Source organism: Halomonas litopenaei (genome assembly GCF_017303055.1).
Lineage (GTDB): Bacteria > Pseudomonadota > Gammaproteobacteria > Pseudomonadales > Halomonadaceae > Halomonas > Halomonas litopenaei_A.
In genome coordinates, this window is record NZ_JAEKJT010000009.1 from 73636 (window position 1) to 96692 (window position 23057).

A 23057-nucleotide genomic window follows, 5' to 3' on the forward strand; every position below is an offset into this window, starting at 1 on the left:
CCCCATAAGAAGAAAGGAAACGACACATGAAGAAAGGAACTCTTGCCCTGTCACTGCTTCTCGCAAGCCTTGGCACAGCCGCCAGTGCTGAAGCACGCGACACCCCCTACTTCCTGCCCATTCAGGAAGCGCTGGCCACACCAGCCGCTCAGGAGAAGCTGGACCCCAGCATCCGGCTGGTGTTTGCCGATGACGGCGGTACCGTCGACCGCAATTTTGGTGAAGTGGTCACCAGCCGCAAGACCAACGCGTTCAACAAGACGGATGAAGAAGCCTGCCGCTGGGTCATGCTGTCGGCGCTGATCGCCCTGCAGGACAGTGCGCGCCAGCAGGGCGGTAACGCCGTGGTCAACATCGCAAGCTTCTACGACAGAAACCCGCGCGCCTTGACCGACGAGTACGAGTGCCATGCCGGCGCGCTGATGGCCGGGGTGGCACTGAAGGGCGATGTCGTCACTCTGCGCTGAGCCCCCGCGGCTGCTGTTGGCCATCGCAGCGCTGTCGGCCAACGACGGTGCTGCCCCTCTGGGGCGGCCAACTTCGGCCATCACGCGGGGGGCCGAGACATCCCGCCTGGGACGGGAGCTGTTAACCCGGCTGGCCGCCCAGCTTGGCCATCGCTGTGCGCTGGAGGGCTGGTCGCCACGCGGCGCGGGGCCACCCCGCCATACCGACTTGCCCCGTCCCTGGACGGCCTGTCTAAGCCACAGCGGCGGCCTGGTCGTCGCCGGACTTGGTGAGGTGCCGATCGGTCTGGATATCGAGGCGCCAAGCCCCTCTCGCAAGCGGCGACATCAGCGTCGCCTCGAGGGACTGATCGAGACATTGCCTGAGGCCGAGGTGCGTCACGCCATCCGCGCCTCAAGTGATCCTCTTGCCGCCTTCTACCGCGCCTGGACCCTGCACGAGGCCTGCTACAAGCTCGGCTGTCTGGCGGACCAGCCACCGGACCATGTCTTGGCCACCCGCATCGCATCGCTCGTGGCGATGCCGATGTCCGCAGGCATTGACCTCGAGCGCGACTCTCGCCCCTTCGAACAGCCACTGAATGTCTGGCAAGCACAGGATCAAAGGCTCACCGTGAGCCTGTGCAGCCTGAGTTCCCAGCTGGTCATCGAGATGCCTCTAGGTGGGCGCGGCATTCCTTTCACGAGGATCCGACACTCTGACGCAGGGTGAGACGATCCATCGATATCTGGCAGCGTTGCCCTCTACCCACAAGCCTCCCTCCCGCGAGTTCCTTGCTCCTGCCCCTGCCCCCTACCAAGGTCTAGTCCTGAGGGTGTCATTGTCGCTTGCTATAAATGTCAGACATTAAATACACTAACATCCAACATTTCGGAGGCTCAGATGGCCGCACTCTCGTCATTATCGCCATCGCCAGAGACAGGCGGCGCGTCAGCCCTGGCCGAGGTCCTCGCCCAAGCGATCCTCTCGGGACGCTGGCAACCGGGCGATGACTTCCCTCGCGAACTGGACCTTTGCCATCACTTCGATGCCAGCCGCAATCGCGTTCGCAACGCCCTCGCCGAGCTCGTCTCGGCAGGTCTGATCGAGCGGGTGGCCGGACGCGGAACGCTGGTCCGTGATGTCATCGACTGGCACCTGCTGGACCCACAGATGAGCCGTTGGATGGCAAGCCTGGAGGCTCCCCATCCCGAACTGATCGCTGCGGTATTTTCCTTTCGCCTGGCGGCAGAGCCGTACATCAGCGAACTGGCCGCCCTGCATGCCACGGGTGAGGACCTCGCACGTATCGAGCGTGCCTTCGAGGGCATGCTGAGCACCGCCGACCTGCCCCACCTGCGGCTCACCCATGCCGAGTACGACGTGGCATTCCATGATGCCATCTACCGTGCCAGCCATAACCTGGTCTGGCGCCAGCTAGGGTTGCTGTTGCGCCCATGCATTGTGGCGTTGATACAGCGCTCCCAGGATCAGGCAACGGGCCAGGCCGAAGGGCTCAGCGACAGCCTGGAGCGGCACCGCCAACTGCTGGAAGCCATTCGCTTGAGGCAACCGGCACAGGCCCGCCAGGCCACTGAAAGCCTGCTGGAGCGCACCGCCCGCGACCTGGGTTCGCTGGCGCCTGGCCAGGGTGTGATGGCGCCGTCAACTCGACCCAGCATGTAAGCCACAGGGGCGAGCGTCACCGCCACTGCTGTGCATCGTTTACATTCCACGCGGCTGAACCGGCCGCCGACATGAGGTTTCCACCATGAAGATCACCAAACTCAAGACCTGGCAGGTGCCGCCGCGCTGGTGCTTTCTCAAGATCGAGACCGACGAAGGCGTCTACGGCTGGGGCGAACCCGTCATCGAGGGTCGAGCGGCCACCGTCGAAGCGGCCGTGCACGAGCTGTCGGACTACTTGATCGGCCAGGACCCGCGCAACATCGAGCACTTGTGGAACGTCATGTATCGCGCGGGCTTCTATCGTGGCGGCCCCATCCTGATGTCGGCCATTGCCGGTATCGATCAGGCGCTGTGGGACCTCAAGGGCCGCGAACTCGGCGTGCCGGTGCATCAGCTGCTCGGGGGCAAGGTGCGGGATCGCATGCGCATGTATGCCTGGACCGGTGGTGACCGCCCGTCCGACGTGGGGGCAGGCGCCAAGGCGCTGACCGATCAGGGCTTTACCGCCTTCAAGATGAATGGCACCCCGGAGATGCAGATCGTCGACAGCCATCGCAAGATCGATGACGCGGTCGCACGGGTAGCAGAGGCCCGTGACGCCGTGGGCCCGGATGTCGGCATCGCGGTGGATTTTCACGGTCGCGTCCATCGCCCCATGGCCAAGACCTTGATGCGCGAGCTCGAGCCCTATCACCTGATGTTCATCGAGGAGCCGGTTGCGCCGGAGCATCTGCCCGTCCTCAAGACCATCGCCCAGGACCTGGCGACCCCCATCGCCACCGGTGAGCGTCTGCACACCCGCTTTGCCTTCCGCGATCTGCTGGCCGACAACATGGTGGATATCGTGCAACCGGACCTGTCGCACTGCGGTGGCATCAGCGAAGGTCTCAAGATCGCCACCCTGGCCTCGGCCTATGACGTGGCACTCGCCCCCCACTGCCCGCTGGGTCCGCTGACGCTGGCCGCCTCGCTGCAGCTGGATGCGGTGTGTCACAACGCCTTCATTCAAGAACAGAGCATGGGTATCCACTACAACAAGGATAACGACGTGCTCGACTACCTGGTGGACAAGTCAGCCCTGTCCATCGAAGACGGCTACTGCGCGATTCCTGACGGGCCAGGCCTGGGCGTCGAGATCAACGAGGAGTTTGTCGAGGAACGTGCCAAGGTCGGTCACCGCTGGCGCAATCCGGTATGGCAGCATGAGGATGGCTCCGTCGCCGAGTGGTAAGCCCCACCTGTCGACAGGGTATTTCTGCAGCCATTGATGGCCGCCCGAACGAGCCGCACACTTGCCGCCGCTCGGGCGGGCTCCCACACTGAGGAAACACTCATAGCTCGGCCACCCCTGAGAGACAACCGATGACGTCTTCTTCCTCCCATTGCCTGGGCGAGGCCCGGGTGATCTTCGATGGTCCTTGCGAACTGGGCGAAGGCCCAAGCTGGGACGCCATGCGTGGCGAGTATCGCTGGCTGGATATCCTAGGCAAGCGCTTGCACCGCTATCGACTCGACGATGGCTCCCTCGAAAGCCAAGCGCTGGACGAGTTAACCTCGTTCGCTGCTCCCCTGACCAGCGGCGATGATCTGCTGGTGACCGAGTCAGGCCTCAAGGAACGCGACCATGCCCATGGCCAGATATCGCCCTGGCGGGAGGTAGAAGCCGACAATCCGGTCACTCGCAGCAATGATGCTCGCATCGACCGCCACGGGGGCCTGTGGTTCTCCACCATGGGCAAGGCTGCAGAGCCGGGAGCTGGCAGTCTGTATCGCCTCTATCGCGGCCAGATCACCTGCCTCAAGCGCGGCATGAGCATCCCCAATGCCCTGTGCTTTTCTCCCGACGGGCGACTCGGCTACTTTACCGATACCGTCACTGGCGTGGTCATGCGCTGGTCGCTGGACGCCCAGGGCTTCCCTCTGCGCGCCGACGGCAACAGCTTCCTTCAGGAAGGCGAGCCAGCAGCACCGGAGGCATTGATCGCTCCCGAGCCTTGGGCGGACTTTTCTGGGGATGTCGGCAATCCCGACGGCGCGGTTATCGATGCAGAAGGCTACATGTGGCTCGCGCTGTGGGGCTCGGGACGGGTGGCCCGTCTCTCCCCGACGGGAGAAGAGGTCTGCCATATCAGAGTCAACGCCGAACAACCCTCCTGCCCCGCCTTTGGCGGTCACCACCTGACCCAGCTGTTGATCACCACTGCCACAGAGGGGGAGTCCCCGGCCGCTGGCGAACAGGCGCCTTCACGCCGAGATGGCGCCATTTTCCTGTTCGATCTGGCCGAGGCGCTACCGGGAGTTAGGGGGCTAGTGGAGCCTCCCATCGCGCTTCGCTAGGGCTTGTACGAAAAGTGCCTGCGCTTGGTAATACGGTGTTAAAAATCGGCTGGTACGCCAGCCCGGTCAAAATACTCATTTACACCTCGTAAACTGCGCTTTCTCACCAATTTTTGCCTTGTCTAACCTTCGCTCGTCGACTTTTCGGACAAAGCCTAGACAAGCCTGCCATCACTAACGGCGCTGCTGGCAGCGCCTTGCCACTGTCCGGCTGACGTTTCTACCGACGCTGACGGACGCACACCTCCAGGAGTCCTGATCTCATGGCGATAGAAGACACGCGCGTCATCATTATTACCGGTGGCGCTCGCGGCATTGGTGCAGACATTGCCAGACGCCTGGCCAGTGATGGCCACCAGGTGGTCATCAATTACGCCAACAGCCGCGAGAGCGCTGAAAGTCTGGTGGAGGAGATCGAGGCCCAGGGTGGCGTCGCCCTGGCCGTCGCCGCCGACGTCACACGTCCGGCAGATGTCACCCAGCTGTTCGAGGCCGCCAGTCAGCGTTTCGGTCGCGTCGACGGCCTGGTCAACAATGCCGGAACCCTCAGCATGGTGCCGCTGGCCGAGTCCAGTGACAGCGACTACGACCATCACTTCGACACCAATGTCAGAGGGACCTTCAATACCTTGCGGGAGGCTGCATCGCGCCTTGAAGACGGTGGCCGCATCGTCAACCTGTCGAGCAGCGCCCTGGCCTTGAACCTGCCTGGCTATGGTCTTTACAACGCCACCAAGGCCGCGGTGGAGTCACTGACCAAGGTCTTCGCCGGGGAGCTTCGCGGTCGACGCATCACCGTCAACGCGGTCGCCCCAGGCCCGGTGGATACGGCTCTGTTCCGGCGCGGCAAAAGTGCCGAGCAGATTGAAAGCTTTGCCCAGAAGCCGCCCCTGGAGCGCCTGGGTGAGCCGAAGGATATCGCGGCGATCGTCTCTTTTCTGATGCGCGCAGAGTCCGAGTGGATCAATGCCCAGGTCATTCGCGCCAACGGTGGCTTTGCCTGACCCCATACCGTCAATGCCCGCTGCATCCCGCGGGCATTGAGCAGGCCATCGGCTAAGGCGATTCATTCCGTTCAGCGGTGATGGTCGTTGGCCGCATCGCGCAGACTGACGTCGCCTTTTTCTTTCAACCATTCGGTCATGGCCTCGCTCCCCATGGGGCGAGCAATCAAGAAGCCCTGCAGAACGTGGCAGCCCTGCTCGGCCAGGTGGTCGGCCACCGCCTGGTCCTCGACCCCTTCGGCCACGACCTGCAGCCCGAGGTGGTGTGCCAGCTCGATGGTGGAAGAAACGATGACATCATCGTCGGAGCCCTTGATCAGCTGCATGATGAAGGACTTGTCGATCTTCAATTCCTGAACCGGCATGCGCTTGAGCTGGGCCAGCGATGAATAGCCGGTCCCGTAGTCATCAATGGCCAGCTCGACCCCCATGGAACGCAGCGCCTGAAGCTTGCGTGCGCCCATTTCCGGAGACTGCATCAAGGCGCTTTCGGTCAGCTCGATACACAGCTGTTCGCCCTGTAGGCCATAGCGATCCAGGGCTTTTTCCACTCGCTTGACCAGGCCAGGCTGCTGCAGATCCATCGCCGAGATATTGATGCCAAGACGAATCTTGAGCTTCATGTCACGCCAGCTGGCCAACTGGGCGCAGGCCGAGTCGATGACCCAGTGGGTCAGCTGGTGAATCTGCCCGGAGCGTTCCGCCAGCTCGATGAATTCATCCGGAGGAATCCAGCCCAGCTGCGGGTGATCCCAGCGCAACAGCGCCTCCAGCCCGATCACTCGTCCGGTCAGCGCCGACACCTGCGGCTGATACCTGAGGGAGAATTCGCCCCGGTGGGCGGCGTGCTGCAAGTCTCGCACCAGGGCCAGATGGCGAAGATGGCTCTCATCCTGTCCGCGCTGGTAGCACTGATGGGCCTGACGTAGCTGGCGTGCACGATCCAGCGCGATCTCGGCTCGCCGCAGCAACAGGTTGGCCTCATCGCCGTGCTCTGGGAAACGTGCTTCGCCCATGGCCACCTTCAACGACACGGGAGAGTCGTCGAGCCGCAGCTCACGGGTCAGCCCACGCAGGGTATCCTCAAGCCACAGCGGCTCAAGGCGGGCCACCGTGAGCAACAGCAGAAACTCATCCCCGCTCAAGCGATAGGCCCCCACCTTGGGGGCCGGCAGGTCGGCAAGCCGCTGGGCCAGGGTACTCAGTACCCGGTCACCAAAGTCGTGACCGAAGGTATCGTTGATCCGACGCATGTGGTTGATGGTCAGGCGCAACAGGGTAAAGGGGCGCCCGGTCTCGATGGCGGCTTCGATATCCTCGTTGGCACATTGGCGATTACCCAGTCCCGTCAACTGATCCTGCCGCGCGCGGGTGCGCATGTCCTCTTCCCGTCGTGACAGATCCCCTTGCATCTTCAACAGGGTGGAGGACAGCAAGCCAAACTCGCCTTGCCTGGGCATACGCTTGAGGTCCAGCGGTTCTCCTCGACCGACGCTTTTCGCCGCGCCCGCCAGACGCAGCAGTGGCAGGCTGACGCCACGGGCGATCAGCACCACCGCCACCAGCATCAGGCCCAGGCTTACCGCAAAGATGGTCGCCAGACTGACCTTCACGTCCTGGTAGTTCGCCAAAAGTGTCTCGAGAGAGCGCTCCACCACGATATCAATGCGCCCTTGCTCGCCCTGATAAAGGGGGAGACGGCGACTGAGCCCCTGGTGATCCTGCCCCGCTGCAACATCGTTCGGTGACACCGAGACATCAAAGTGGGCCTGACTGCCAATCAACCCGGACAGCGCCGACGCCATCGACTCATCCAGACGGAATCCCAGCGCCAACCGGGCAGCGCCCGCCCCCGGCGGTAGCGGATGCTGAACCAGCTGGTAGCCCAGCCCATTGAGAATGCTGGGGGAAACGACGCCCGCATCGTCCGTCGTGAGCGGCATCCGCCAGCTGTCGACAAAGACACCCGACCCTGCCGCAGGCTGGCTGGAAGCCATGACGTGCCCTGCCTCATCCAGCAACAGCAGGGTATCTGCGCCCATCCGGGCGGCCTGCTGCCGCAAGGTGCCAGCGGCGGCCAGGCGCGACGACGTGTCGACCAGGACATCATCGACGGCGGCAAGAAAGCGCGGGTCATCGACCAGCAGGTCCACATTGCGCAGCAACTGCTGCCCCCACCCTTCAAGCAGAGCCACCGCCACCCCCGAGGCGACATCCAGCTCACGCTTGCCTTGCTCCAGCGCCGCGGAGCGAACCGCACTCAGCACCGCCCAGGAAGCCACCAGCTGGATACCGAGTGTCAACAACAGCATCACCAGCAGCAGCCTTGCACGAAAGGACATGCAGGTTCCCCTATTCTCAACCTTGCGTCTTCCCTAAGTCAGCCATGGTCGTGATCCATGACGGCCCACCTGCACGGTTCATTATCGCCAACACCAGCCGAAGATGCCCGTCAAGATCTGCTCAGCGCATGGGTCTAGCCTGTCACAGCGACCTGCTGACGCCATATCAGTCACAATGACCAGCTACTGTAAGTCGATGTCCCCCTGTCTCAGCCGCCATCCCTGGCAGTCTCTGGCAGGCCCCGGCGGCCCCAAGGCGAAGGCGGCAAAGCCCGTGCCGTCCAAGCGCCGGCGAGAGGCACGTCAATCAATCGTCTTCCGCCCAGGCTCTGGTATGCTGGCGCAACACCCTTCAAGCGAGGACACGATGGCCGGAACTTCCTCCCGCAGACGTCCCTATCAACTGGCAGAAACCATCAAGGGCTGGATCGTCGAGCGCGAGCTGTCTCCCGGCGACCGTCTCCCGGGCGAAGCAGAGTTGATGGCGTTGCTGGGCGCCTCCAAGGGCACGATCAGAGAAAGCATCAGGGTGCTGGAAGCCCAGGGGCTGGTGGAAACCCGTACTGGCCCTGGCGGTGGGGTATTTATCCGTCAGATGAGCGAGGCCAGAGCCATCTCGCTGCTCAGCCACTATCTCTACTTCAAGGACATCTCGGTCCGGGACATCTACCAGATTCGGCTCGCCCTCGAGCCGGAAATGGTGGCATCGCTGGCGGGCAACGTCGGCGCCAGCGACATCGCTCGCCTGCGCGAGTCCCTTCACAGCTATGCCACCCCCGCCGGAGACATGCACGCAGAGCGCCAGCAGCATATCGACTCGCTCGACTTTCATCAGGAGCTGGCGCAGCTGTCCGGCGGCAATCCACTGCTGGCGTTCATCATCCGCTTTACCGCTCAGGTGCTGTCAGACCTCACGGTGTACCGCCGACTGTATGAGCCAGGGGACCACCCTATAGGGCCTGCCGGATGCCAGTACCACGCCGAGATTCTGGATGCCATCGAAGCGGGTGATGCAACGCGCGCTCACACCCTTATGCGCGACCATCTGCTGGAGGCCCAGGGCATCATGCAAGGCAACGAAGCCCAGGTCACCAGGGGCTTCCTCAGTGAGTGAGGCCTTGGGAACCATTGCATAAAGGCCTGCACGGACGCGTCACAGCCATCAGCGCGAGACATCCGCCGACAGCCTGTCGAGGAAGCGCATCAGCACTCGCGTCGCGGCCCCAGCATCGGCTGCCGTGATAGCCTCGTCCGGGTGGTGGCTGAGACCATCGGTGCAGCGGACGAACAGCATGCCGATATCGGTCAACTCGCACATCGCCAAGCCATCGTGGCCAGCGCCGCTGAACAGGGTGTCTGCTGGCTCTTCACAGTCACGGCACGCGTTGTGCAGCGACTGCATTAACCCATCGGCACACGCCACGGCCTCGGCCTGATAGGTTTGCTCGATCTCGAGGGCCAACTGGCGGTTACTGGCCAACCGCCGACAGGCCGCCAGAATGGCCTCACGCCCCTGCTCTCGAACCTCCAGCCGGGGCGAGCGTAGCTCCAGGGTGAAGGTCACCTCTGCCGGAATGACGTTAACCGCATTGGGGCGAACCTCAAGCTTGCCCACCACGCCGACAAAGTCGTCGGTGGCGTTGAGGATACAATCAACCTCCGCGATCATCTCGGCCGCACCCACCAGCGCATCACGCCGTCCTGGCATCGGCGTCGTTCCGGCATGTCCGGCCTTGCCTCCCACCGTGACCCGATGTCGCTCGATCCCGGTCAAGGCGGTCACTATTCCAAGCGCGTGGTCTCTCTGCTCCAGCACCGGACCTTGCTCAATATGCACTTCGACGAAACCGAGCACCGTATCCGGGTCCCTGGCCAGAGACGCTATCTGTTCCGGATCTCCGCCAAACGCCTTCAGCGCCTCGCCAAGACTCACCCCATTGGCGTCGCGCGCCTCAAGGCTGGTCGGGTCAAAGCGGCCGGCCAGGGCGCGACTACCAATCAACGTCGATTGAAAGCGCGTCCCCTCCTCATCGCCGAAGGCCACCACCTCGACCCCGTATTCCAGTTCGAACCCTTGCTGCTTCAGAGTTTCCAGCGCCAGCAGCGGCAGCGCGACGCCCAGCATTCCATCGTACTTGCCGCCCTCTACCACCGTGTCCTGATGCGACCCCATGATCAGGGTTCGCGCTCCGGCCTTGGCCTTGTCGCAACGGCCGACCAGGTTGCCTGAGGCGTCAAGCTGAGGCGTCAGACCGGCGCGACGCATCCACTCGGCGATGATCTCGAGCACCTGACGATGCTCGTTGGAACAGAATAGGCGCGTCACTCCAGGGCCAGGCTCGGAGCATTCCGCCGCGGCATCCAGTCGCTCCAATAGCTGCTGGCCAAGGGCCAACGGTTCACAATCGGGGTGCATGACATCTCCTGTGAGGCGTCTTGTGGGTAGTCACTTGCAGATAAGAAGAAAGAGGAAGCCAGGCTGAGGCATCAGCGCCGGGGCATCGCCGCCAGAAAGTCGGCAAACGTCGACTCACGTACACGACGTATCAGGCCGCGCAGCTCACCGACCAGGTCCCCTTCGCACCAGTCGATGCGCAGGTCGATAGGGGCCTGGTGAAAGGATTCGACGCGCAGTGCCGCCGAGCGCGTGCCGCGGACATCACCGCCACACCCCAAGGCCGCTTCCAGCGCATCCACCAGGCTTTCGGGCAGGCAACGCTCGTAGTCCGCGCGATACACCGGCATCGTGCCAGCGGCAATCACCGCCCCGGCGTTGCGGCAGCTGGACGACAGCAAGGTGTCGCACAGCGCATTGACGACACGCCGATCCGCCAGCAGGTTGCCTGCCGCGGCTACGCCAGGGTAGTGGCACGATGCGACCACGGCTCCGTTGTCGGCACCGTTGTGAAGCGCCGACGTTCCGTAGCGATCCATCACCAGACACTGACGCAAGGTCGCTTGCGGATCCTGAACGACTTGATCGTCGAGGGCTTGCTGAGCGCGAACATCATCGGCGAGCGCCTGGCGAATACCCTCCGGATACCAGGGATGGGTCACACGACCTTGCGTCGCGCAGGCGCCGATACCCCGCCAGGCATGATGGACGTAGCCCCCTACCGCCACGCCTCCGGTGGCGGTCAGGGCCGCCACCGTGCCAGTGTCTGGGTTGACGTGCAGTAGAGATAGCGTCATGGGATGGCTCAGTAGCCAACCATGTGGCCAAGCACCAGACCGCCCCAGGACAGCACGTAGACCAGCGCCATGAACGGAAGAATCGCCTTCAGCCACTGCTCGTAGGAAACGCGGCCCAGGGCCAGCATCGCCAGGGTTCCACCGGACGTCGGGACGATCAGGTTCGTCAGACCATCACCGACCTGGAAGGCGGTAATCATCAACTGACGACTCATGCCGACCAGGTCTGCCACCGGGATCAGAATCGGCATGGTGACCAAGGCCTGACCCGAGCCAGAAGGCACGAACAGATTGATTGCCCCCTGCACCACGCTGGCCATGATCGCCGAGAGCGCAGCGGGAATATTCTGGATCAGTCCGCTGAGACCATAGACGATGGTGTCAATGATCTGGGCATCCTTGAGGATCACCTGAATGGATGCTGCCAGGCCGATGACCAGGGCTCCTGCGGTGACTCCCGACGCACCCTCCATCATCTGCTTGACGATCTCATTGGCCGACAGCCCATTGACGATACCGATCACAATCGCAATCAGCAGGAACATGCCGGCGATCTCGTTGATGTACCAGCCCTGGGTGAATACACCGACCAGCATGGCCGCCAGGCCGCCGACAAACACCACCAGCGTCCACTTGTCGCGACCACTCAGGCGATACTCATCCAGGGACTTGCTCATGGCCTTGGCGTCGTTGGGTTCACGAAACTCCATCCGCGTCACAAAGCGGCAGATGTACCAGGACAACAAGGCCAGTGACGTGACCACCAGCAAGGCCCGCAGCCAGGCACCGGAGAATGTCGGCAGCTCGGCGATGCCCTGGGCAACACCGACGGTGTAGGGATTGATCGGAGACAGGGCAAAGCCGACCCCTATGCCGCCCACCGCCATGGTGGTGCCTACCAGGCTGGAACAGCCCACGGCGCTGGCGATGAGCACCGCGATGGGCACCAGCGCAATGTTGTTTTCAAAGCCGACGGCCACCCCAAAGAAGCCATAGATAAAGGTCCCGGCGGTGATAATGACATTGCGACGCTCGATACCGACGCGATTGACCGCTACACCGATAGCATTCTCGAGCGCGCCAGTGCGCTGGAGGATATGAAACAGCCCTCCTGCGATGAACACGATGAACAGATATAGCGATGCCGCGTTAAGGCCTTTGGGAATCGCGACAAAGATATCGAATGGCGAAATCGCGGCCACGTCAGTGAGGTAGTGAAATGAGTCGGGCACGACCCGGGTACGCCCATCCTGCATCACTCGCTCGAACTCACCGGCGGGAATGATATAGGTCAGCGCGAAGGTCGCCAGCAGAATCAAGAAGATCAGCACCATCGGGTCAGGCACTGTTCTGTACCATTTCTTGCGCTCGGCAAGCGCTTGATCACGAACACTCATCAGGTTGTCCTTGTTATGTGGGACAGAAGGGGTGGCGGCCGCAGTGGAGGCTGCAGACCAGGAGCGAAAGCAGACAGGCCGCGGGGCTGCGGCCTGGCAATGCCCCACAGTATTTATCATGATAAATAGAGGGTCAAGATCATCGCCCGGGTGCGATGTGAAGGCGAGGTGCAGGGAACGGACGTCCAAGCCTCAGACCATCATTCTAGGGGTGGCGTAAGGTCGCAGCACAGTATTTGCCAAACTGCTCTGATTGAGGCGCACAACGCCTACAAAAAATGCTCTAACTAGCAAATACACAACGAAAAAGCGCGGAACGCGCCTGACACCCTTGCACAACTCTCCGTCAAGCACCTAACAATTACGCAGGGGTGATCCGAATCATTCTTATGAACCAGCACGATTTACGCGGATCGTACTAGAACTTGCGCCATCGACTATCTGGTCACAGTGCGAAACTCGGTAGGATTCACATCAGCACATGGCAGCAAGTCTCATACGTTCGTTTCGCCCTTGCGCATTGTCGGCGCACAGGCACTACAGACAGGAAACTCGCCCAGGACATTCGTACAGGAACCTCAGGACGATCCGCCGATGCAACGACCTACTGCTTCCACTCTTCAAGATGATGTGGCGTCTTGTGCCAACGTGCCCCGCCACCCCTTGGACCCACGTCCGGGCCTGCCCGGCTACTGGTTCGACAGCATCAGCGGACGCGAAAGTCGGGCTGACTTCTGCCTCAACGCCATCCTGGCCCTCTCTTGTTACTACGCAGGTCTATGGGCCTTGATCATCACCGCGCCCGACCTCAACGACAGCGTCTCTCCGGAGGGACTGCTGGTGGGGGCAGGCTGGCTACTGGTCAGCGTATATCCCCTGGTGCTGCACGGCGTTCGCCGCCTGCATGATGTGGGCCAACGCGGCCACTGCAGCGTCATGCTGCTGTTTCCCGGAGCCAATCTCCTGCTGACGGTGGTCCTGGTCATGCAGCCCGGCGAAACGACCATCAATGAGCATGGTGAGCGCGAGCGGGGGCATCAAGGGGTGATGGCGGTCAAGTCGCTGCTTACCGTAGGCATCTGGGTCAGCTGCTTTTTCCTGTTCTGACGGCGGTACCATCGCCGACCACGCACCGCTCAGCCGATTCTGAGCCCATGCTGCCGGAGCTTGCGCACCACGCTCGGCTGGCTGATCCCCAGGCGCTCGGCAATGGCGTAAGTGCTGGACAGCGTTCGGCAGCAGTCCGCCAGAATCTCTCGCTCGACCCGGGCAAGCGTCTCTTTCAGACCCTCCCCGTCGCCCCTGCCTGGCGACGCCCAGATGTCCTCCGCCGTATTCCTCGAGCCCGTCACGCTCCTACTGTCGTCGGAGGCACGCCCGATCTCCTCCGTGGCCGCGCCAGCAGCAACCGCGGAAGGGGAGAATGTCGGGGACGTCACCTGGCCCAATGCTTCCGGCGCGGCCGCCGCGGGCACCTGCGTGCCGGGCAGCACTTCGCGTGCTTGAATCACATCGTCACTGGCGAGCCAAGCCCGCTCCATGACGTTCTCCAGTTCGCGCACATTGCCGGGCCACTCCCACCCCATCAGGGCCTGCCAGACGTCCCGTGCCAGCATCTTGTCTCGCCCGTAGCGCCGGTTGAGCCGCGCAAGCTGACGTTCGACAAGGCCCGGAATATCCTCTCGCCGCTCGCGCAGGGGCGGCAGGGTGACGGGAATGACATTCAGCCGATAGTAGAGATCCAGTCGAAACAGTCCCTCCTCGACCCGCGCCGAGAGATCCTGATTGGTGGCGACGACCAGACGAAAATCGACGCGCCGGGGCGCTCGGTCCCCTAGTCGCGTGATGCTGCCGTCCTGGATGGTCTTGAGCAGCTTGGTCTGCACCGACAGCGGCAGCTCACCAATCTCGTCGAGAAACAGCGTGCCGCCCTCAGCCTGCTCGATCAGCCCCTTGCGGCCACCGGGGGCCGCTCCGGAAAAGGCGCCCTGGCAGTAGCCAAACATCTCGGACTCGAACAGGCTTTCCGGGATGGCGGCGCAGTTGACGTCGATGAACGGCCCTTCCTTGCGTGAACTCCAGCGATGAAGCTGGCGAGCGAACGCCGTCTTGCCGACCCCTGACTCTCCCAACATCAGCACGGTAGCGTCAGTAGGGGCCACACGCTTGAGCAAGAGCGCCACCTCGCCCATGAGCTGACTCTTGACCTCGAGATGCCCCAGCTCCTGTTCCTGCAAGCCACTCTGGAGGCCACTCTCCGACTCGATCGCGTGACCGCGTCTCAAGTGCTCGCTGAAGCGTCGCTGCAGCAGCGCGTACTCCTGCTGCAACAGCTGTAGGTCGGTCAAGTCCATGGAGCGACTCACCACGGCGATAAGGCGCTCGCCTTGAAACACCGGATGTGCCTGGGCAATCACCCGCCGCCCGGTGCCTGTGTGCTGCACCAGTTGCGTGGGTTTGCCCGTGCGAATGACTTCAAGACTGACCGACGGCGTCAACACGCCCTCCGCTTCGAGCCGCTGCACGCTGGTGGCACAGAGCTCTTCACAGGACATGCCGTAGACCGCCGCCGCTCCGGGACTGACGTCCCGTATATGGCCATCGGGCGCGACGATAAAGAAGTGATCGTGCGCCGTGTCGATAATCGTCTTAAGTATCAGCGCATCGTCAGTCATCGGCGATCCATAAACGCATCATTGATGCAAAAGTGTATCACGGCTAGCCCCGCCATTGATTCAATAGTGAATCAACGAGCCCCGGATATCGCTCCGTGTACGGCAACTTCGTGCACATTTTTTGCGCCTTTAGTATAACAATCGCAGAACTGGCACACCTCCTGCTTAAACAAACCTATGCATGCCTGGCCAGTCGTCTGGCCAAGGTGACCTCATCAGCGATGTCAGGAGTTCCAGTGAGCGACTTCAACCAACCCCTCGGCGGCAACGAAATGCCTCGCTTCGGCGGTCCAGCCACCATGATGCGCCTGCCTACTCAGGATAGCGCCCAGGGGCTCGATGCCGCCTTCATCGGCATTCCCATGGACATCGGTACGTCCAACCGTCCCGGCACTCGCCTGGGGCCGCGCCAGATTCGCGACGAGTCGCGCATGCTGCGTCCCTACAACATGGCAACGGGGGCCGCGCCCTTCGACAGCCTGCAGGTGGCAGATATCGGCGACGTGCCGATCAACACCTTCAACCTGCCGAAGAACCTGGATATCATCTCCGGTTTCTATGACCAGGTACTGGCCCATGACTGTGTGCCGCTCACCCTGGGCGGCGATCACACGCTGACCTGGCCGATCCTGCGCGCCATCGCCAAGAAGCACGGCCCCGTTGGCCTGATCCACATCGATGCCCACGCTGACGTCAACGAGCACATGTTCGGTGAAGAAGTCGCTCACGGCTGTCCGTTCCGCCGGGCTCAGGAAGAAGGCCTGCTGGACGCCAACCGTGTGGTGCAGATCGGCCTGCGTGGCACCGGCTATGCCGCTGAAGACTTCGACTGGTGCCGCCAGCAAGGCTTCCGCGTGGTGCAGGCCGAGCAGTGCTGGCACAAGTCGCTGGAGCCCCTGATGGCTGAGGTTCGCGAGCAGATGGGCGATGGCCCGGTCTACATCTCGTTCGACATCGACGGCCTTGACCCCTCCGTCGCACCGGGCACCGGCACCGTCGAAATGGGCGGTCTGACCTCGGCCCAGGGCCTGGAAATCGTGCGCGGCGCCAAAGGACTCAACATTGTGGGTGGTGATCTGGTGGAGGTCTCCCCGCCCTACGACCCCAGCGGCAACACCGCGCTGATGGGGGCCACCCTGCTGTATGAAATGCTGTGCGTGCTGCCCGGCGTCAAGCGCCGTGACTGACGGTTGACAGGGCCAGGGAGAGGCCCTGGTTCGTCCCTATGAGGCGCTCCTTAAGGAGCGCCGAACACTACAACATCAAAGAGTGACCCTCCCATGTCTTCCCATCTGCACTCTGCCGACAAGATCACCACCGAAGGGGGCAAGCTAAGCACCCACGGTCTGCTCAAGTTCCTGATCCCGTCTGTGATCGGCATCCTGCTGTTCCTGGTACCTTTCTCCGTAGGCGACACCATCAATATCGGCATGGGCTTGGCCGCCGACTGGCTCAAGGCCACGCTTGGCGATGCGCTGCCGGCCATTGCCACGGTGGTACTCACGCTATCGCTGGTGCTGACGCTGCTGGTCAAGCTGACCAAGCCCGGCTGGGCTAGCCAAGGTGCCCTGAAAGAGCTGTTCGACATCGCGCCGCTGTGGGTCGTCATGCGCGCGCTGGGCGCCCTTTTTGCCTTGATGACCTACTTCCAGGTCGGGCCCGAGATGATCACCGCCTCCTTCACTGGCGGAGTGATGCTCAACGACCTTGCGCCGGTGCTGCTGACCTTCTTCTTCTTCGCCGCCATCCTGCTGCCTTTCCTGGTCGACTTCGGTTTCATGGAGTTCATTGGCTCCATGGTGCGCACCCCGTTCCGCAAGATCTTTGGCCTGCCCGGCCGCAGCGCCATCGATGCCACGGCGTCCTGGATGGGCTCCGGCACCGTAGGCGTGCTGATCACCACTCAGCAGTATGAGCAGGGCTACTACAACGCTCGCGAAGCCTCTGCCATCGCCACCAACTTCTCCATCGTCTCCATCGCCTTTGCGCTGCTGGTGACCAGCTTCATCGGCATCAATCACCTGTTCATTCCCTTCTACCTGACCGTGGTCGTGGCAGGTCTGGTGGCCGCAGTCATCATCCCTCGCCTGCCGCCGCTGTCGCGCAAGGCGAATACCTACTACGAGCCCGTGGGCTGCCAGATTCAGGAAGAGAACACCAGTAACCAGAGCCTCTTGCGCTACAGCCTGGGCATTGCCGTCGCCCGCGCCGAAACCGCTCCGGGACCGGCCAAGCTTGCCCGCCTGGCACTGTTCAACGTGGCCGATATCTTCTTCGGTCTGCTGCCGCTGGTCATCGCCATCGGCACCGTCGCGCTGGTGCTGGCGGAATTCACGCCGCTGTTTACCTGGCTGTCCATGCCGATGGTGCCGGTGCTGGAGTGGATGGGTCTGCCGGAAGCCGAGGCTGCGGCTCCCGCCACCCTGGTGGGCTTCGCCGACATGTTCCTGCCGGCGGTACTGGCCAGCGATATCGAAAGCGAGCTGACGCGTTTTGTCATCGCCTGTCTGTCGCTGACCCAGTTGATCTACATGTCGGAAATCGGCGCGCTGCTGCTCAAGTCCAAGATCCCCCTCAAGCTGTGGGAGCTGGTCGTGATCTTCCTGCTGCGCACCGCCATCACGCTGCCGATCATCGTCGTCATGGCCCACTGGCTGGTGGGCTGACAGGGGAGAAAACCCGAGATGACTTCCAACGACTCACAGGCCGCCGGCAAGGCGGCCTTCACCCGCATCGATGAAAGCACTGCTGAGGACTGGGCGCTGATCGCCGCCCACGACGCTGACTATCTGGCCGGGCTTCCCGACACTATCCTGACGACCCTTGCCCGCCTGGGCGAGGGTCACCAGCCCTACCAGATCAGCCGGCTCGATCACTGTCTGCAGAGCGCAACCCGCGCTGAGCGCGCCGGTGTCGATGAAGAAATGATTGTCGCTGCCCTGCTGCACGATATCGGCGACGAGCTGGCACTGTTCGACCACGCTGCCTATGCGGCCTCGATCCTGCGCCCTTTCGTCAGCGAGAAGACCCACTGGATCATCCAGCACCACGATGTCTTCCAGGGCCACTACTACTGGGACAAGGTCGGTGGCGACAAGGACGCCAGGGAGCGCTTCCGCGGTCACCCCTGGTTCGCCGACTGCGAGGCGTTCTGCCGGGACTGGGATTGTCCTTCGTTCGACCCGGACTATGACACGCTGCCGCTATCGCACTTCGAGCCCATGGTTCGGCGGATCTTTGCCCGGGTGCCCTACTCGCTGGCCCCGGACCCCGCCCTCACTCCCCCCATGTCCCAAGGAAGCACCGTATGACCTGCGCTGAACTGCTGATTCGCCTGCTGCGCGATACCTACGACGTGGACACCGTCTTCGGTATCCCCGGCGTCCACACCATCGAACTCTATCGCGGTCTGGAAGGCGGCAACGACAGCGGCGTTCGCCACGTCACGCCGCGCCACGAGCAGGGTGCCGGCTTTATGGCGGATGGTTACGCACGCTCCACCGGCAAGCCCGGCGTGTGCTTCATCATCACCGGTCCCGGCATGACCAACATCGCGACCGCCATGGGACAGGCGCTGGCAGACTCGGTGCCGATGCTGGTGATTTCCAGCGTCAATCGCCGTGACACCCTGGGCCGCGGCCAGGGGCGCCTGCATGAGCTGCCTGGCCAGCGCGAACTGATCGCCGGCGTCTCGCGCTTCAGCCACACGGTGCTCGATCCCGACAGCCTTGAGGAAACCCTGGCGCGTGCCTTTGCGGTGTTCGACGGTGCTCGCCCGGGCCCCGTACACATCGAAATTCCCATCGACCTGTTCAATGCGCCGGTCACTGCCCCTGGCAGCACCACTCGCACGATCATCAGCAAGGCGGCCCCGGCCAGCGATGCGCTGGACCAGGCCGAAGCCTGGTTGAGCGAGGCACGCCAGCCGCTGGTCCTGCTCGGTGGAGGCTGTGTCGATGCCCCCGAGGCGGCCCGTCAGCTGGTCGACGCGCTGGATGCCCCCACCGTCACTACCATCAATGCCAAGGGCCTGCTCGGTCGTGACCATCCCCTCGACCTCGGCGCCAACGCCTCGTTGCCCGCCGTGCGGCAACTGGCACGAGACGCCGATGTGGTGCTGGCGATTGGCACAGAGCTGGGTGAGACGGACTACGATGTGGTGTTCGATGATGGCTTCGAGCTGGGTGGCCGCCTGATCCGCATCGATCTCGACCCGCAACAGCTCGCCCGCAATCAGCATGCTGACCTGGCCATCGTCGCCGATGCCAGCGAGAGTCTGAAAGCACTGGCGCGCCGCTTTGCCAGCCGCTCGCTCAAACGCGACGGCCACACGCGTACCCGTGCCGCCCTGGAAGCGCTGTCCCTCGCCTCGGATCCGGCCTTCCGCGCCTACGTGCCGCTGTTCGACACTCTGGGCGACAACCTTCCTGGCGCCATTCTGGTCGGAGACTCCTGCGCCACCACCTATGCGGCCAACCATCTGGTCAGCCAGGATGCGCCGCGCCGCTTCTTCAATGCCTCCACCGGCTACGGCACCCTCGGCTATGGCCTGCCCGCCGCCATAGGCGCTTGCCTCGGCCAGCCGTCGCTGCCCGTGGTGGCGCTCGTCGGCGACGGCGGCATCATGTTCACCCTGTCCGAGCTTGCCTGTGCCGTCGAAGAGCGCCTGCCGGTGATCGTGCTGCTGTGGCATAACCAGGGCTACGAAGAAATCCGCCGTTTCATGGATAACGCTGGCGTCACCCGCCTGGGCGTCGATATCCAGGCACCGGACTTCCAGACCCTGGCCGCCGGCTTCGGCTGCGCCGCCACCCGAGTCGGCAACCCCGCGGGGCTGGCGCGCGCTCTTGAGCATCGTCCCAAGGATGGGCCGATGTTGATCGAGATCGATGCAGCAGCCTGGAACGATGCATTGGGCGAACACTGATGTCCCGCGCCCCCGTCGACACGTCTGGGTCGACGGGGGCTATTGGCTCCCTGCCCGCCCCCCTGGCGGGCCACCCCATAGGCGCTGTTCGGGCAACTGGGCAATCACCCGTCGTCTGCCACCGACCACCCCTTGCACGGGTCGCACTACCCGGTGGCTGCCAAGGTAGTCACCACCATAATCACAACCATAAAGGACTCTTCGATGAATGCGCTGAAGCGGCTGATTGGCCACGACACCCTGGACGAACACCAGCACAAGAGCATGGGGGCCACGGCCACCTTCGCCCTGTGGCTCGGTGCCAACGTGGTGGTGACCACGATCCTCACCGGCATGCTGCTGGTCCCCGACCTGCGTTTTCCGGTGGCCATGAGCTGGGTCCTGATCGGCTCGCTGATCGGGGCCATACCGCTGCTGCTGGTGGGCCTGATGGGCCAACGAACAGGGCTTCCTTCCATGGCTCTGAGCCGTCGCGCCTACGGGCCTACCGGTTCAAAGATCATCAGCCTGGTGAACATGGCGGTACTGATCGCCTGGAGCTGGATCCAGGCGTTGCTGGCCGGCATGAGCCTGAACTACGCCATCGAGACCACCACCGGCTACTCCAACCTGCCGTTGATGACCGTACTGTGCGAGACCATCGTGGTGTTGATCGTGTTGCGCGGCCACCTGGGTATCGAGCGTATCGAGCGCTGGGCAGCGCTGGCCATGATGGTACTGGCCGCCGGCGTGGTGTATCAGCTCAACCGGCACTATGACGTCGGCGCGCTGTTCGAGATGCCCGTCGAATCCCGCAACGGTATTACCCTCGGCATTGCCTTCGATATCGTGGTGGCGACGGCGTTCTCCTGGATTTCAACCTCTGCCGACTACAACCGCAACTGCAAGAGCGGTCGAATCGCCGTGCTTGGCACCTATGGCGGCTATGTCTGCGCGTCGATGATTGCCATGGGCCTGGGCGCTGCCGTGTCAGGCCTGTCTGTGCTCGGCGGCATGGAGCAGACCTATGACCCCACTCGCCTGCTGTCCGGCTTCGGCTTTGGCCTGCCGGCCGCGCTGGTGATCTTCTTCTCGGTGATGACCACCAACGTCATGGCGGTCTACAGCGCCACCCTGTCCTGCATGAACGTCTCTCCCGGCATGGCATTCTGGAAGCCGGCGCTGGTCATCGGCGTGGTCACCGTGTTCGGCGCCTTGATTCCCGGCATCCTCGATCAGTTCCAGAACTTCCTGCTGCTGATCGGCGCCTTGTTCATTCCCGCCTTCTCGGTAATGATCGTCGACTACTACCTGGTCGGCCGTGAAGGCTACACTGCCGAGCTGCTGCGCTCGCCGCGCCAGCTCGGTCGGCCAACGGCGACCATCGCCATCTGCGCCTACCTGGCGGGTGCCCTGCTGGCGGCCTACTGGACCCTGGTCGCCCCGCTGTCGATCGGTGCCTCACTGCCGGTGTTCGTGATCACCGGTGGCCTTTACTGGCTGGGATGCGTGCTGTTCACCCGCCGACGTTTCGTTCTGCAAGGAGACTGACCCATGCGCCTGATGCTGGCCCAGACGGATCCTGTTACCGGCGATATCGCAGCCAACCTGAGTGCCCTGGAGGGCCTGTGCCGACAAGCCGAAGCCGCCGGCGCCGACCTCCTGGCATTACCGGAACTGGCACTCACCGGCTACAACGTATTTGACCGTCTCGATGAGCTGGCCGACGAGGGAGCGCTGGTCGATCGCGTGGCGTCGCTGGCACGCCAGTATCATCTGCATGTGCTGTTTGGCCTGGCATTGCGCCAGGCCGACGGCCGCCTCACCAATTCAGCGGTACTGCTCGATGACGAAGGCCACCAGCTTGCCTGCTACCACAAGCGCCAGCTGTGGGACCGCGAGCACCGGTACTTTGCTCCGGGTGACGAGCTCTGCGTCGTGGACACTCGCCTCGGCAAGCTGGGGCTGATGATCTGCTACGACAATGAGTTTCCGGAAATGGCGAGGGCCCTGGCCCAGGCCGGAGCAGAGGTCATTCTGTCACCGACCGCCAACATGGTCCCCAATGCAGACCGCCAGCAGCTGCAGATCAGGGCCAGAGCGATGGATAACCAGCGCTTTGTCGCCTGTATCAATCGCTCAGGCGTCGAAGACACCCTGCATTACTGTGGTAACAGCCTGGTGGCTGGCCCCGATGGGGAGGTGCTGGGCCGGCTCGGCAATGATGCCGCCGTGCTGATCGTCGACCTGGATCTCGAGCGTATCCATGAGAGTCGCGTTCACCAGGACTACCTCAAGGATCTTCGCCCGCTGAAGGGACACTGCCAATGACGGGCTTTACCCTGCCCCGGGGAAGCGCCGACCGCTGGTATCGTACTCAGCGCATGGGTGACGACATCACCCTGATCGATGAGCCCGCGATCAAACCGTTCTACCGTTGCAATATCTGGCACCTGCGAGGTCGCGAGCGTGACCTGGTGGTGGACTTCGGCCTTGGTGCCGTGCCGCTTCGCGAGAGGGTGGCATTGCTGGCCGAACGCGAGATTGTGGCGGTGGCGAGCCACACCCACTTCGACCATATCGGTGCGGCCCATGAGTTCGACTGCTGCCACGTGCATCGCGCCGAAGCCGATATCCTGGCGAGTCCCGACAACCGCCGCACCCTGGCCGATGCCTTCCTCGACGACGCCATGTTCGATGAGCTACCGCCGGCGCCCTACGCCCACAGTGGCTATCGCATTCCAACACCACCGCGTATCGAGGTGCTGGAGGACGGCGACATCCTCGACCTGGGCAACCGTCAACTCGAGGTGGTGCATACTCCCGGTCACTCACCGGGGGGCATTGCCCTGTGGGAGGCGTCCACGGGAACCCTGATCAGTGGCGATATCCTCTATGATGGCGAGCTGATCGAAGACGCTTATCACAGCGACCTGGATGACTACGCCAGGAGCCTGGAGCGCCTGCGCCGTCTGCCCATCCGCACGGTTCATGGTGGTCATTTTCCCAGTTTTTCCGGCGAACGCTGTCACGCGCTGATCGACGACTGGCTGCGTCGCCATTCCTGA

General features: G+C 63.0%; 20 protein-coding genes. 15 read left to right on the plus strand and 5 right to left on the minus strand.

Translation table 11 applies throughout. The annotated features are described in order from the left end of the window. Positions 1 to 26 precede the first annotated feature (26 nt). From JF545_RS16995 to JF545_RS17020, 6 genes are all read left to right on the plus strand, one after another. Positions 27 to 467, plus strand: coding sequence for an excinuclease ATPase subunit (locus tag JF545_RS16995; protein ID WP_206944038.1), 441 nt, complete (start codon positions 27 to 29; stop codon positions 465 to 467). After that, the gene (locus tag JF545_RS17000; RefSeq protein ID WP_206944039.1) at positions 448 to 1179 is read left to right on the plus strand and encodes a 4'-phosphopantetheinyl transferase family protein; all 732 of its coding nucleotides are present in this window, start codon (positions 448 to 450) and stop codon (positions 1177 to 1179) included. The genes JF545_RS16995 and JF545_RS17000 overlap by 20 nt, the downstream gene beginning before the upstream one ends. 171 nt (positions 1180 to 1350) lie before the next feature. Beyond that, on the plus strand, positions 1351 to 2133 hold the full coding sequence (locus JF545_RS17005; RefSeq protein ID WP_206944040.1) for a FadR/GntR family transcriptional regulator: 783 nt from the start codon (positions 1351 to 1353) through the stop codon (positions 2131 to 2133). 85 nt (positions 2134 to 2218) lie between these two features. Further along, positions 2219 to 3367, plus strand: coding sequence for a galactonate dehydratase (gene dgoD, locus JF545_RS17010; protein WP_206944042.1), 1149 nt, complete (start codon positions 2219 to 2221; stop codon positions 3365 to 3367). A gap of 131 nt (positions 3368 to 3498) precedes the next feature. Beyond that, the gene (locus tag JF545_RS17015; RefSeq protein ID WP_242520937.1) at positions 3499 to 4473 is read left to right on the plus strand and encodes an SMP-30/gluconolactonase/LRE family protein; all 975 of its coding nucleotides are present in this window, start codon (positions 3499 to 3501) and stop codon (positions 4471 to 4473) included. Between the two features lie 263 nt (positions 4474 to 4736). After that, positions 4737 to 5477: an SDR family oxidoreductase gene (locus JF545_RS17020; RefSeq protein ID WP_206944044.1), complete on the plus strand. Its 741-nt coding sequence runs from the start codon at positions 4737 to 4739 to the stop codon at positions 5475 to 5477. Positions 5478 to 5548: 71 nt separating this feature from the next. On the opposite strand, the gene JF545_RS17025 is transcribed toward JF545_RS17020, so the two are convergent. Further along, a complete protein-coding gene (locus tag JF545_RS17025) occupies positions 5549 to 7819 on the minus strand; it encodes a putative bifunctional diguanylate cyclase/phosphodiesterase (RefSeq protein ID WP_206944045.1) in 2271 nt (756 codons plus the stop codon). A 367-nt stretch (positions 7820 to 8186) separates the two neighbouring features. Between JF545_RS17025 and JF545_RS17030 the strand changes: the two genes are divergently transcribed. Further along, positions 8187 to 8933 (plus strand): FadR/GntR family transcriptional regulator, encoded by a 747-nt coding sequence (locus JF545_RS17030; RefSeq protein WP_206944047.1) that lies wholly within the window; start codon positions 8187 to 8189, stop codon positions 8931 to 8933. Between the two features lie 48 nt (positions 8934 to 8981). Here JF545_RS17030 and JF545_RS17035 read toward each other — a convergent pair whose 3' ends face one another. From JF545_RS17035 to JF545_RS17045, 3 genes are all read right to left on the minus strand, one after another. Further along, positions 8982 to 10235, minus strand: coding sequence for an allantoate amidohydrolase (locus tag JF545_RS17035; RefSeq protein WP_206944048.1), 1254 nt, complete (start codon positions 10233 to 10235; stop codon positions 8982 to 8984). A 71-nt stretch (positions 10236 to 10306) separates the two neighbouring features. Continuing rightward, positions 10307 to 11011 carry a DUF1028 domain-containing protein gene (locus JF545_RS17040; protein ID WP_206944050.1) on the minus strand — a complete coding sequence of 235 codons (705 nt, stop codon included), beginning with the start codon at positions 11009 to 11011 and terminating at the stop codon, positions 10307 to 10309. Between the two features lie 8 nt (positions 11012 to 11019). Next, the gene (locus tag JF545_RS17045; protein ID WP_206944052.1) at positions 11020 to 12408 is read right to left on the minus strand and encodes a YfcC family protein; all 1389 of its coding nucleotides are present in this window, start codon (positions 12406 to 12408) and stop codon (positions 11020 to 11022) included. Between the two features lie 594 nt (positions 12409 to 13002). On the opposite strand from JF545_RS17045, the gene JF545_RS17050 reads away from it, so the two are divergent. Continuing rightward, positions 13003 to 13515, plus strand: coding sequence for a DUF805 domain-containing protein (locus tag JF545_RS17050; RefSeq protein ID WP_206944054.1), 513 nt, complete (start codon positions 13003 to 13005; stop codon positions 13513 to 13515). Positions 13516 to 13544: 29 nt separating this feature from the next. On the opposite strand, the gene JF545_RS17055 is transcribed toward JF545_RS17050, so the two are convergent. Next, a complete protein-coding gene (locus JF545_RS17055; RefSeq protein WP_206944056.1) occupies positions 13545 to 15083 on the minus strand; it encodes a sigma-54 interaction domain-containing protein in 1539 nt (512 codons plus the stop codon). 236 nt (positions 15084 to 15319) lie between these two features. On the opposite strand from JF545_RS17055, the gene speB reads away from it, so the two are divergent. The 7 genes from speB to JF545_RS17090 all read left to right on the plus strand — a co-directional run bounded on the left by speB (position 15320) and on the right by JF545_RS17090 (position 23057). After that, positions 15320 to 16270 (plus strand): agmatinase, encoded by a 951-nt coding sequence (gene speB, locus JF545_RS17060; protein WP_224852151.1) that lies wholly within the window; start codon positions 15320 to 15322, stop codon positions 16268 to 16270. 93 nt (positions 16271 to 16363) lie between these two features. Next, positions 16364 to 17749: a YjiH family protein gene (locus tag JF545_RS17065; RefSeq protein ID WP_206944058.1), complete on the plus strand. Its 1386-nt coding sequence runs from the start codon at positions 16364 to 16366 to the stop codon at positions 17747 to 17749. Between the two features lie 18 nt (positions 17750 to 17767). Further along, entirely contained in the window at positions 17768 to 18394 is a 627-nt protein-coding gene (locus tag JF545_RS17070) for an HD domain-containing protein (protein ID WP_206944059.1), read from the plus strand. Continuing rightward, positions 18391 to 20010: a 5-guanidino-2-oxopentanoate decarboxylase gene (locus JF545_RS17075; RefSeq protein WP_206944060.1), complete on the plus strand. Its 1620-nt coding sequence runs from the start codon at positions 18391 to 18393 to the stop codon at positions 20008 to 20010. The genes JF545_RS17070 and JF545_RS17075 overlap by 4 nt, the downstream gene beginning before the upstream one ends. Positions 20011 to 20214: 204 nt before the next feature. Continuing rightward, a complete protein-coding gene (locus JF545_RS17080; protein ID WP_206944061.1) occupies positions 20215 to 21540 on the plus strand; it encodes a purine-cytosine permease family protein in 1326 nt (441 codons plus the stop codon). A 3-nt stretch (positions 21541 to 21543) separates the two neighbouring features. Beyond that, complete coding sequence (locus tag JF545_RS17085; protein ID WP_206944062.1) at positions 21544 to 22320, plus strand: carbon-nitrogen hydrolase family protein; 777 nt, start codon at positions 21544 to 21546, stop codon at positions 22318 to 22320. Beyond that, complete coding sequence (locus JF545_RS17090; RefSeq protein ID WP_206944064.1) at positions 22317 to 23057, plus strand: MBL fold metallo-hydrolase; 741 nt, start codon at positions 22317 to 22319, stop codon at positions 23055 to 23057. The genes JF545_RS17085 and JF545_RS17090 overlap by 4 nt, the downstream gene beginning before the upstream one ends.

Coding starts and splice junctions, on each gene's coding strand:
- JF545_RS16995 (WP_206944038.1), top strand. CDS start 27: ATGAAGAAAGGAACTCTTGCCCTGTCACTGCTTCTCGCAAGCCTTGGC.
- JF545_RS17000 (WP_206944039.1), top strand. CDS start 448: ATGTCGTCACTCTGCGCTGAGCCCCCGCGGCTGCTGTTGGCCATCGCA.
- JF545_RS17005 (WP_206944040.1), top strand. CDS start 1,351: ATGGCCGCACTCTCGTCATTATCGCCATCGCCAGAGACAGGCGGCGCG.
- dgoD (WP_206944042.1), top strand. CDS start 2,219: ATGAAGATCACCAAACTCAAGACCTGGCAGGTGCCGCCGCGCTGGTGC.
- JF545_RS17015 (WP_242520937.1), top strand. CDS start 3,499: ATGACGTCTTCTTCCTCCCATTGCCTGGGCGAGGCCCGGGTGATCTTC.
- JF545_RS17020 (WP_206944044.1), top strand. CDS start 4,737: ATGGCGATAGAAGACACGCGCGTCATCATTATTACCGGTGGCGCTCGC.
- JF545_RS17025 (WP_206944045.1), bottom strand. CDS start 7,819: ATGTCCTTTCGTGCAAGGCTGCTGCTGGTGATGCTGTTGTTGACACTC.
- JF545_RS17030 (WP_206944047.1), top strand. CDS start 8,187: ATGGCCGGAACTTCCTCCCGCAGACGTCCCTATCAACTGGCAGAAACC.
- JF545_RS17035 (WP_206944048.1), bottom strand. CDS start 10,235: ATGCACCCCGATTGTGAACCGTTGGCCCTTGGCCAGCAGCTATTGGAG.
- JF545_RS17040 (WP_206944050.1), bottom strand. CDS start 11,011: ATGACGCTATCTCTACTGCACGTCAACCCAGACACTGGCACGGTGGCG.
- JF545_RS17045 (WP_206944052.1), bottom strand. CDS start 12,408: ATGAGTGTTCGTGATCAAGCGCTTGCCGAGCGCAAGAAATGGTACAGA.
- JF545_RS17050 (WP_206944054.1), top strand. CDS start 13,003: ATGCAACGACCTACTGCTTCCACTCTTCAAGATGATGTGGCGTCTTGT.
- JF545_RS17055 (WP_206944056.1), bottom strand. CDS start 15,083: ATGACTGACGATGCGCTGATACTTAAGACGATTATCGACACGGCGCAC.
- JF545_RS17065 (WP_206944058.1), top strand. CDS start 16,364: ATGTCTTCCCATCTGCACTCTGCCGACAAGATCACCACCGAAGGGGGC.
- JF545_RS17070 (WP_206944059.1), top strand. CDS start 17,768: ATGACTTCCAACGACTCACAGGCCGCCGGCAAGGCGGCCTTCACCCGC.
- JF545_RS17075 (WP_206944060.1), top strand. CDS start 18,391: ATGACCTGCGCTGAACTGCTGATTCGCCTGCTGCGCGATACCTACGAC.
- JF545_RS17080 (WP_206944061.1), top strand. CDS start 20,215: ATGAATGCGCTGAAGCGGCTGATTGGCCACGACACCCTGGACGAACAC.
- JF545_RS17085 (WP_206944062.1), top strand. CDS start 21,544: ATGCGCCTGATGCTGGCCCAGACGGATCCTGTTACCGGCGATATCGCA.
- JF545_RS17090 (WP_206944064.1), top strand. CDS start 22,317: ATGACGGGCTTTACCCTGCCCCGGGGAAGCGCCGACCGCTGGTATCGT.